The 11,162-nt window shown below is 45.3% G+C and carries 6 protein-coding genes; all 6 read left to right on the forward strand.

The window, feature by feature from the left end:
• Positions 1–254 precede the first annotated feature (254 nt).
• The 6 genes from ACFPFU_RS12180 to ACFPFU_RS12205 all read left to right on the forward strand — a co-directional run bounded on the left by ACFPFU_RS12180 (position 255) and on the right by ACFPFU_RS12205 (position 11,005).
• On the forward strand, positions 255–1,610 hold the full coding sequence (locus ACFPFU_RS12180; protein ID WP_377064851.1) for a TolC family protein: 1,356 nt from the start codon (positions 255–257) through the stop codon (positions 1,608–1,610).
• 23 nt (positions 1,611–1,633) lie between these two features.
• Positions 1,634–2,770, forward strand: coding sequence for an efflux RND transporter periplasmic adaptor subunit (locus tag ACFPFU_RS12185; protein ID WP_377064853.1), 1,137 nt, complete (start codon positions 1,634–1,636; stop codon positions 2,768–2,770).
• A 3-nt stretch (positions 2,771–2,773) separates the two neighbouring features.
• The gene (locus ACFPFU_RS12190; protein ID WP_377064855.1) at positions 2,774–6,178 is read left to right on the forward strand and encodes an efflux RND transporter permease subunit; all 3,405 of its coding nucleotides are present in this window, start codon (positions 2,774–2,776) and stop codon (positions 6,176–6,178) included.
• Positions 6,179–6,454: 276 nt separating this feature from the next.
• Positions 6,455–7,432 (forward strand): endonuclease/exonuclease/phosphatase family protein, encoded by a 978-nt coding sequence (locus tag ACFPFU_RS12195; RefSeq protein WP_377064857.1) that lies wholly within the window; start codon positions 6,455–6,457, stop codon positions 7,430–7,432.
• A gap of 403 nt (positions 7,433–7,835) precedes the next feature.
• Positions 7,836–9,347: an L-arabinose isomerase gene (gene araA, locus ACFPFU_RS12200; RefSeq protein ID WP_377064859.1), complete on the forward strand. Its 1,512-nt coding sequence runs from the start codon at positions 7,836–7,838 to the stop codon at positions 9,345–9,347.
• Between the two features lie 200 nt (positions 9,348–9,547).
• Complete coding sequence (locus ACFPFU_RS12205; protein WP_377064861.1) at positions 9,548–11,005, forward strand: Ca2+-dependent phosphoinositide-specific phospholipase C; 1,458 nt, start codon at positions 9,548–9,550, stop codon at positions 11,003–11,005.
• The last annotated feature ends 157 nt before the right edge of the window (positions 11,006–11,162 follow it).

Consider the following 11,162-nt stretch of genomic DNA (forward strand, 5'->3'; position numbering starts at 1 on the left):
TATAGGGTAGATGACAAAAATCTTATATCTGAGAAACTGGCCTGTGCGAAGTCTTTGCTCCGCGGGAAGCAGAATCGTTTAACGAAAAGAAGCAGGTATTCACCGACTTTTACCCTCGTTTGACGGAGTAGTTCTTTCTGCCCTGGTTACCCGACTGTAATTTGGTCGTCAATCTCGAAAAAGCTGAAAAAATGAACATGAAATTCAGAAGCAGTGGTATTATCAGAAATTCAAACATCAGGAAAAATAAATCTATGGATTTTAAGACTACGATTATCTTTTTGGTGGCTTGCCTGGTTGGTTTTGGCCAACTGACGGCAGAAGCACAGCAAGTGATACCCATCACTTTGGAAGAGAGCATAAAATATGCTTTGGAAAATAATGTGGAAGCGAAAAACGCACAGCTGGAAGTATTGGTATCAAAAGGCGTGATTGGCGAAAACTTGGCTAAGGGATTGCCTCAGATCAATGGGGCATACGATTTTACGCACAATATGGCTATCCCTCTTGTATTTCTTCCTAACGAGGGCCCCTTTGAAGACCCCACGGTGGATTCAGATGTGATACCTGCCAGATTTGGGGTGGATTTTCAATCTTCACTCAGCGTAAGGGTGGATCAAATGATCTTCGACGGTTCCTATTTCGTAGGCCTGAAAGCCGCAAAGACTTTAAAGTTGCTTACGGAATTCGACAGGGAGAAAACCGAGAATGACGTTATCGAGGGGGTCAAAAAGGCTTTTTTCACGGTATTAGTAAACGAAGAGCGAAGAAGGTTGGTGGAGGCCAATCTTGCCCGGTTGGATATCTTGCTCAAGGAGACGGAGTCCATGTATGAAGTTGGTTTTGTTGAAAAATTGGATGTTTCCAGGATAAAGGTACAAAGGAACAACATAAAGACAGATTTGGACAAGGCTACTACTGCGACATCAATAAGTAAGGAAATGTTCAAGCTGCAAATAGGGCTTCCCCGGGAATATACCTTAGAAATTGCTGAAAAGCTTGATGACTTCAATACTGAAGATGATTTTCTCACAACGTTGGAATTAGATGGATACAGAAGGGTGGAAATGGATCAACTGAATACCAATCTGGAACTTGCCAAACTGGATTTGAAAAACAACCAGGTTCAATATATGCCTAAACTGGACGGTTTTTTAACCTACCAGCGGGCTGGGGCCGCTTTGGATTTTAATTCAATCTGGAAACAAAGGAACTGGTTTACCGCAGCATTTGTAGGCGTGAATATGACCATTCCCATTTTTGATGGATTGTCAAAGAAGAACAGAATCCAGCAGAACAGGGTTCAGATCAGGCAACTCGAAAACCAAAAATTATTTCTTGAAGACAACATAGAGGTGGAAAAATTTGAAGCAAGATCCAATCTGCGAAACAGCTTGAAAACCCTCGAAGTCCAGAAAGAAAACCGGGAATTGGCAATGGAAGTATTTGAGATGACCAAAATCAAATATGGAGAAGGTGTTGGATCTAATTATGAGGTTGTGGAAGCGGATGCAGCGCTGAAAGAGGCTGAATCAAATTACTTTTCCGCCTTGTATGATGCCTTCATTGCCAAGGTGGATCTTGAAAAAGCATTAGGAATATTAAAATGAACACAGTCGACATCTATATAAACATGAAAAAGCACATTAACAAATTTTTCGTCATCGCCCTTATCTTTCTGGCCTACGCTTGCGGCCAGCAAGGAGATGAGGTGGAATTAAAGAAAAGAGAGCTTGAGGGATATAAAAAGGAAGCTGCTTCCCTGAAATTGAAAATACAGGATTTGGAAGCAGAAATAGCCCACCTGGACCCGGAATTCGGAAAGTCTCAAAGAAAATCGGTGTTGATTTCCACGCTGAAGCCCAGGAAGGGCGGTTTTGAACATTATGTGGAAGTCACAGGCTCAGTCCTCTCCAAAAGGAATGTTAACATCAGTGCCGAGGTTTCCGGCAGGATCCAGGAAATCGTGGCCATTGAAGGCATGAGTGTGAAAAAAGGCGAGGTGCTGGCCATTGTGGATGCCGAGGCCGTCAACAGAAACCTGGATGAAGTGGAAAAACAGCTGGAACTGGCCCGTACGGTTTTTGAAAAACAGGAAAGATTGTGGAACCAGCAGATCGGTACAGAAATACAGTACCTGGAGGCCAAGAACCGAAAAGAAACCCTGGAAAAATCCCTGGCCGCGTTGGAGCTGCAAAAAGACAGGACCACCGTGACCGCACCTTTTGATGGCACGGTGGAGCAAGTGATGGTCAGGGTAGGCGAACTGGTACAGCCGGGTTCACCTATCGCCAACTTTATCGGAAGCAGTGACCTTTTTATAGAAGGCGAAGTGTCCGAAAGGTATGTGGGCATATTGAAAAAAGGGGACGTGGTCAATGTGAAGTTTCCTTCATTAGGCACAGAACTGGAAACAAAAATAACTGCAGTAGGCGGGGTAATCGATCCCAACAACAGAACATTTAAAATAGAGGCGTTTCTCCCGAGAGGCGAAAACATCAAGCCCAATATGGTGTCTGTCATACGGGTGAAAGATTATGAAAACAGTGAGGCCGTATCCGTGCCTACCCATCTGCTTTTACAGGACAATGAAGGGGAGTATTTGTTTACCATAGAAGACGAAACGGCCCATAAAACTTATGTGACAAGAGGAAAGACCTACCAGGGGAGGACCGAAATAGTGGAAGGCTTGACTGGTGAAGAGCTTTTGGTGGACAAGGGTTTCAGGGAGGTAGGCGATAATTTTAGAGTAAGTATTGCCCAAAACTAAGTTATGACGCCAGAAAATAAAGAAAATAGAAGAGTGATCAGGGAGTTTGGTCTCTCTTCGGTTTCAATAGACAACAGGACCAGTGTGATCATATTGGCATTGATCATCACTTTCCTGGGCATTGGTGCCTATCGCACCATGCCAAAGGAAAGCTTTCCGGAAATCGTCATACCGACGGTTTATATCGGGACTTCCTATCCGGGCAACTCGCCCGTGGATATGGAGAACCTGATCACCAGGCCCATCGAAAAAGAACTGAAAGGGATCAACAATGTGAAGGATATCAGGTCTACTTCCATTCAGGACTATTCCTCCATTGTGGTGGAGTTTAACCCTAATGTGGATATATCGAAGGCGCTGCAGGATGTGAAGGACGCTGTGGATAAATCAAAAAGCGAGTTGCCCTCAGATCTGGACAGAGATCCCGATGTCATAGAGATCAATACCTCGGATTTTCCCATTATGAACGTGAATATCTCGGGAAGATATCCGGAAAAGGAACTCAAGGAGTTTGCCGAGTACCTTGAGGACGAAATAGAGAAACTGCCTGAAATATCGAAGGCTGACCTGGGAGGCACCATTGAGAGGGAAATCCGTATCGACTCGGATCTTTACAAGATGGAGGCTATGGGCGTGAGCTTTTCGGACATATCAGATGCAGTAGGAGCAGAAAATATCACCATTTCAGGGGGAAACATCCTGGCGGGAGATTATAGAAGATCCCTGCGCATAACAGGGGAATTTACAGACCCGGCACAGATAGAAGATGTTATCGTCAAGATAGAAAACAACAAAATCGTGTACCTCAGGGACGTCGCCTCTGTAAGCGATACCTATAAGGAGCGGGAAAGTTATGCCAGGAGCAACAAACTGCCGGTGGTGACGGTAAACGTGGTGAAGCGGAGCGGGGAAAACCTTCTGGATGCCTCCGACAAAATCAAAGCGATCATAGAAAGGGCACAAATCCACCGGTTCCCATCGGATTTGCAGATCGACATCACCAATGACCAGTCCAAGTATACCCGTGCTGAGGTAGACAACCTTGAAAACAGCATTATCTCTGGCGTCATATTAGTGGTCTTGGTATTGATGTTTTTTCTCGGTTTCAGGAATGCCCTCTTTGTAGGGGTGGCCATTCCGCTGTCCATGTTCATTTCCTTCCTCGTACTGAATGCATTTGGGGTTACCCTGAACTTCATGGTTTTGTTTTCCCTGATCCTGGCTTTGGGGATGCTGGTGGACAACGGTATAGTGGTAGTCGAAAACATCTACAGATTGATCCAAGAGGGAATGCCGCCCATCCGGGCAGCAAAGGAAGGTGTTGGGGAGATTGCGTGGCCCATCATCACCTCTACCTTTACCACGTTGGCGGCGTTCCTGCCCCTGGCATTTTGGGATGATATCATTGGGGAATTTATGAAGTACCTTCCCATTACTTTGATCATTGTGCTGTCTTCATCCCTATTTGTGGCTTTGGTGATCAACCCGGTTCTTACTTCGATGTTCATGAAAGTGGTTGACGTCAACAGGCTAAAACCTAAGAGGAAACCCTTGATGGCGGCTTTGGCTTTCTTTGTGTTGGCAATTCTGGGTTACCTATTGGGATGGATAGCTTTTGCCAACCTATTCATGCTGGCCGCATTGTTGACCGTGTTCAACGTATTTGCTTTGAGAAGAGCGATCCGCTGGTTCCAGAATGTTTTTTTGGTGAAACTTGAAGATTTGTATGAACGTACCTTGAAATTTGCCTTGAGGGGAAGAAAACCATATTTGTTTTTCTTTGGTACGATAGGTTTGCTGTTTTTTTCGTTGGTATTGCTTGGGATCAGGTCCCCCAAGGTGTTGTTTTTCCCTGACAATGAGCCTGCCCTGATTAATATCTTTATAGAGCATCCTATTGGCACCGATATAGAGGCTACCAATGCATTTGTTCACGGCTTCGAGGACGAGTTGATCGCAGTGTTGGAGCCTAACCGGCAGATTGTGGAGTCCCTGATTACACAAATAGGTGAGGGTACCGGAGATGATATGGAGATGAGCATGGGAGCCACTCCTCACAAGGCAAAGATCACCATAAGCTTTGTCGAATTCCAGTACAGGGAGGGAATCAATACCAACCGGATCATGGAGGAAATCAGGGGGTTGGCTGAAGGTTATGCAGGCGTACAGATTACGGTAAACAAGCAGACAAACGGTCCTCCTGTGGGTAAACCCATTAATATTGAATCAAGTGGAGAGAATTTTACGCAATTGATCGAATTTGTGTCCCAGTTAAGAGAAAGGATTGCCAGTTCGGGTATAGAGGGCATTGAGGAACTGAAATCCGACTTGGAAACAGGGAATCCTGAATTGGTGGTTAACATCAACCGGGAAAATGCCAAACGATTTGGCCTTTCCACCAGTATGATAGCGAACGAGTTAAGGACGGCGCTTTTCGGACTCGAAGTGTCCAAATACAAAGAAGGAGAAGATGATTATCCGATACAGTTGAGATTGGCTGATGAATTTAGGTATGATGTAGGCGCTCTCCTGAACAAGAAGATCAATTTTATGGACAAATTCGGGAACCAAAAGAATATTCCCATCTCAGCGGTGGCGGATATAGAATACAGTTCTTCCTATGGATCCATTAAAAGAAAAGACCTGAACAAGGTGATCACCTTGTCTTCCAACGTCAATGACGGCTACAACCCCACGGAGATCAATAACCAGTTGAAAAATTTATTGGTGGATTATGAAATCCCGGATGGCATCGATGTGAGATTTACCGGTGAACAGGAAGAACAGGACAAATCCTCGGCCTTTTTGGCAAGAGCCCTGCTTATAGCCGTGTCGTTGATATTCTTGATCATCGTGACCCAATTCAATTCCGTACTGACGCCTTTCATCATCATGGCTTCTGTATTGTTCAGTACCATTGGTGTTTTCCTGGGCCTGGTGATTTTCAATATGGATTTTGTGATCATCATGACCGGTATAGGCATTATTTCCCTCGCAGGGGTGGTGGTGAACAATGCCATTGTATTGATAGACTACTCTAACCTGATCAGGAAGAGAAGAAGGGCGGAACTTGGAATAATAGAGGGCAAACACCTGCCATATGATGAGTTGCTGGACAGTATAGTGAGGGCAGGAAAGGTCAGGCTGAGGCCGGTATTGTTGACGGCGATCACCACGGTTCTGGGGCTTTTGCCTATGGCCCTTGGAATGAACATTAATTTCAGCGGCTTGCTGTCTTCCTTTGACCCGGAATTCTATATGGGAGGGGATAACGCAGCTTTCTGGGGGCCCATGGCTTGGACTGTGATATTTGGCCTAACCTTTGCTACCTTTTTAACGTTAGTAATAGTACCTGTCATGTATCTATTGGCAGATAAATTAAATATGACTGTTCGCAAGAACAGTTGATTAGATTTAATTAAAGGTTGGTGGTTTTTTTAAGTGTTCAAACCTCCGGGGCAATGTTCCGGAGGTTTTTACTTTTAAGGCCACGACAGATGACAAAGATCTTTGTTTTAGAAAGAAAGCTGTATTTTTTGCTAAGGAATGGCTGTCTTTGAAGGAATGGCTGTCTTTGAACGTGTTATAAGGTTGTTGGGGCAGTGAAATGAATCATCTTACCATATAGTTTGTTCGTTGAATACCACCGTATTTAGGGGATGATGAAACCTAATTGACTTTTCTATGGAAGCACAATCGGCAAAAATCACTGATATTCCCCCCGATGACATTCAAATGGAATTGTGGGAGTTGGAAACGGTGTTGGATCTATCGATTCCTTTTAAAAAATTGGACCGGAATGTTTTAATTGGTACCTGGAATATCCGTAGTTTTGGGGGGCTGACGGAAAAATGGCTGGCAGCTTCTTCAGATTCTCCAAAAAGGGACCTACATTCTTTATTGGCAATCTCCAGGATCATCAGCAGGTTCGACATTGTGGCCTTACAGGAAATCAAGGGCAACCTCAAAGCATTGAGGCACATGTTGAAAGTGTTGGGTGATCATTGGAGTTTTATTCTTACTGACGTCTGTGGCGGTGCAGAGGGGAATGACGAACGTTTGGGATTTCTGTTTGATACCCGTAAGGTGAAATTATCCGGCCTGGCCTGTGAACTGGTGGTCCCCAACGAAAAGGTGGAAAGCATTGAAGAAGGCGCCTTTTCCAGACAATTTGCCCGGACGCCTTACGCGGTGGGGTTTCAGGTGGGAAACAAAACTTTTGTTTTGGTTACCTTACACGTTCTATACGGCAAAAGCCCTGTGGATAGAATGGGGGAGTTGCAGGGCATTGCCTTATGGATGAAAAACTGGGCGACACAGATGCATGCCTTTGATCATAGTTTGATCATATTGGGAGATTTCAATATTGACAGGAGGGAAGATCCGCGGTACCAGGCGTTTGTTTCCACGGGGCTTACAGTTCCCGAGGATCTTTGGGAGGTGAGACGGACGGTTTTTGACAACAGCACGAAATACTACACCCAAATTGCCTGGTTTGAAAACCACCTTCACATCCCCCAGTTATCGATACGGTACCTGAAGGGTGGGTTGTTTGACTTTGGTCCCCATGTATTAAAAGAACGGAAACTTACGCCTTTCCAGCTTTCCTGGCGGATTTCCGATCACCTGCCGCTTTGGACGGAATTTTCCACCAGTGATTGATCCGCCGGATAACAATGGCCTCAGGCTGTCACCGGCATGTTGGGTGGCGAAATTCTTTTCTTCCTCCCCGTCCGACAGGTGATTTTGGCGATGTTGCACAAATTAAAATAAAGTGTTAATTATACAATTAATCGGACTGAATATTTCCTCGGACATGAATTCCGGAAACCAAAAAGCAGGATTTCGAATAACATTTATATGCGGCGACCTTCATGTTAACGTGAACATTTTTCCTGCTTTTTTTTCAGCTGGTGGAAAAATAAAGACCGCTATATTTTTATTTGCTGAATAAAAGGTGTAAATATGACATTTAAATACGGATGTTTCATTTAAACTTAGCTCAAATTTCAACATATAACGGACGGGATTTTCTACTTTGAAAAAAGTGACATAAAAAAATACAATGAAAAGTTTACAACATAACGAGGTATGGTTCATTACCGGAAGCCAACACCTTTATGGGAAGGAGACGCTGAACCAGGTGGCTGAACATGCCCGGATCATATCGCAGGAACTTGACAGGTCAAAACAAATTGCCGTCAGCATCAAATTCAAACCCATAGTCACTACAGCGGAAGAAATTTTTCAGACTTGCCAGCAGGCGGGTCAGGCAGAGAACTGTATTGGAGTGATCGCCTGGATGCACACTTTTTCCCCTGCAAAGATGTGGATTAACGGTTTGAAAATTCTTTCTAAACCCCTGCTTCATCTCCATACGCAGTTTAACCGGGATATTCCATGGGATGAGATCGACATGGATTTTATGAACCTGAACCAGAGCGCGCATGGCGACCGGGAATTTGGATTTATATGCTCACGGATGAAAATAAACAGAAAAGTGGTGGTCGGTCATTGGCGGGACGAAGCGGTCCATAGGCAGATTGATGCGTGGAGCCGGGCCGCCAGCGGCTGGAAGGATTGGCAGGGGGCAAAATTCATACGTTTTGGGGACAATATGAGAAATGTGGCCGTGACCGAAGGCGACAAGGTGGAGGCAGAGCTGAAATTCGGTTTTTCGGTAAACACCCATGGCGTGGGAGACCTGGTTGAGGAAATTAACCTGGTTAAAGGTGAAGAGGTTGCTGCGCTTGTAGAGGAATATGTCTCCAGCTATAATCTGGCTAAGAACCTGCTTCCCGATGGCAGCAAAAGGGAGTCCCTCCTTGAGGCTGCCCGGATTGAGGTTGGCTTGGAAAAATTTTTAAAAAACGGGGGATATAAGGGATTCTCCAATACTTTCGAAGATCTGCACGGGATGCAGCAGTTGCCCGGTATCGCGGTACAAAGGCTTATGGGAAAAGGCTATGGATATGCCGGCGAGGGGGATTGGAAAACGGCGGCCCTGGTGCGGGCCATGAAAGTGATGGGGACCGGATTGGAAGGGGGCAATGCCTTTATGGAGGATTATACTTATCATTTTGATCCGGAAAACAGCCTAGTGTTGGGGGCTCATATGTTGGAGGTGGATGAATGTTTGGCTGCGGAAAAACCGTCATGTGAAGTGCACTCCTTGGGCATAGGTGGTAAGGAAGATCCAGTCAGGCTGGTTTTCAATGCAAAAGGCGGGAAAGGACTTAATGCTTCATTGGTGGATATGGGCAATAGGTTCCGTTTGGTCATTAATGAGGTGCAGGCAATAGCGCCCCCGCATGACCTCCCCAGGCTACCCGTGGCCAGGGTCATGTGGAAACCCCTTCCCGATATGAAAACAGCCTGTGCAGCCTGGATATTGGCAGGAGGCGCCCACCATACCTGTTTTAGCCAAAACCTGACTGCTGAAATCCTCAATGATTTTGCGGATATTGCCGGAATAGAGGCGGTAAACATCGATGCCGGGACAGATTTGCGACAATTCAAAAAAGAACTGCAATGGAGTGAGGGTTATTACCAATCCTGTGGTAGCCGTCATCATTGAAGCTGATTTTTTAGCGTAAGGCCTGAGACATTCAAAGCTTCCTTTCTTGATGTCCAGGGCCTTGTTTGCAGCTTTTTGCCTGTGCGATAAAAATCCCGGACCTTCTTTCCGCGTTGAAGTCGTTTTTTCTAATCGCCAGGGTATGCTGAATTTGTTTGAAGATTCGATATATTTACAAATAGAAGTCCATATATTCCGTCATGTCCAGACCTGTTGTTTTTGTATTCTGCATCTTATTTCTTTTATCGTGCCACAAAAAGGATAACATCCCTACTCCGGTCAGGGTGAACCAACTCCAGATGATCGGAAGTCATAACAGTTATAAGGTCGCCATTGAACCGGCTTTGATGGACCTGCTTGAAGATGGGGGGCATGCGCAGATTCAGGCGTTGGACTACGCTCATTTACCTTTGTGGGAGCAGCTAAACTTGGGCCTTCGGGTACTTGAGTTGGATATATATCATGATCCTGATGGTGGGCGGTTTTCTTCTCCGAAAGGCTGGGAATGGCTAAAGGAAAAAGGTATTGAGCCGCTTCCGTTTGATCAGGCATCAAAATGGAAAGTGCCTGGCTTTAAGGTTTTTCATGTACAGGACATTGATTTTAGAAGCCATTCGGTTTTGTTGAATGATTATTTGGAGGAGCTTAGAACCTGGTCGATCCTCAATCCAGGACACCTTCCCATCTTCATCACAGTAAATGCAAAAGACAAAAATTTCCCCCAATTGGGTTTTACGGAAGTATTGCCTTTTGACACGGAGGTATTTGAAAGTCTGGATGCGACCATCGCTGGTAGCCTCGCAAAAGGGCAGCTTTTTCGACCCAGTGACTTGAGGAATGGATACGAAACGGTGGAAGAGGCCGTCTTGGCTCATGATTGGCCTGCGCTGGATGAGGTTCGGGGTAAAATCATTTTCATCCTGGACGAAGATGGGGATAAACTTGAACAATATTTGGGTATGGATCCTCATCAGGGCAAGAGCGTGATGTTTGTCAATGTGCCTGAAGGCAACCCTGCCGCTGCCATCATGATAGTTAACGACCCGGTGCAGAATGGTCAGCAAATCAAAAAACTGGTGAAAAAAGGATATATCGTGCGTACCCGGGCAGACGCGGATACCAAAGAAGCAAGAGCTAACGATACGAAGAGGAGAGACAGTGCTTTTGTGAGTGGGGCACAATTGATCAGCAGCGACTATTATTTGCCTGATACCAGATGGAACGGAAGCTATCAGGTCTCCTTTGAAAACAATGACTATGTCAGGATCAATCCCCTTTTTCATGGAGAAGAGATGGACGGGGCTGCTGATCGGGCCTTGTCCGAAGAGGTTGAAGGGGTTGTAGGCTTGGATCCCCGCTCATTTCTGGCTGCCGAGCAAAGACTGGACCGGATTTTACTGGATGTAAGAACAGATGAGGAAGTCCGGAGCGGGGTGATAAAAGATCCTCTCCATATTGATTTTATGAAGGATGACTTTGACGGCAAAGTGGGGGAATTGAATAGAAATACGCCGGTTTTGGTTTATTGCAAGGTAGGCGGACGCAGTGCGAAGGCGGTGGAAAAGATGAAGGCATCCGGTTTTAGGAAAGTTTATCACCTGGAGGGAGGTATAGATGCATGGACCGGGATGGGGTATCCCGTGGAAATTCCCAGATGACTGATTATTTGTCAGTAGCGAATGAATATATAATAGGATGTTTTTCATATTCGTTAATTTTGGCTAATTAGTAAGAAGAAAAGTAGGGGAATCCCGATAAAATGCTCCGCTAGATTAGGTGTTTTGATTGTTTTATCAGCAGCTTGTAGCTATAACA

The organism is Negadavirga shengliensis, from assembly GCF_042652345.1.
In the GTDB taxonomy this organism is placed as follows: Bacteria; Bacteroidota; Bacteroidia; order Cytophagales; family Cyclobacteriaceae; genus Negadavirga; species Negadavirga shengliensis.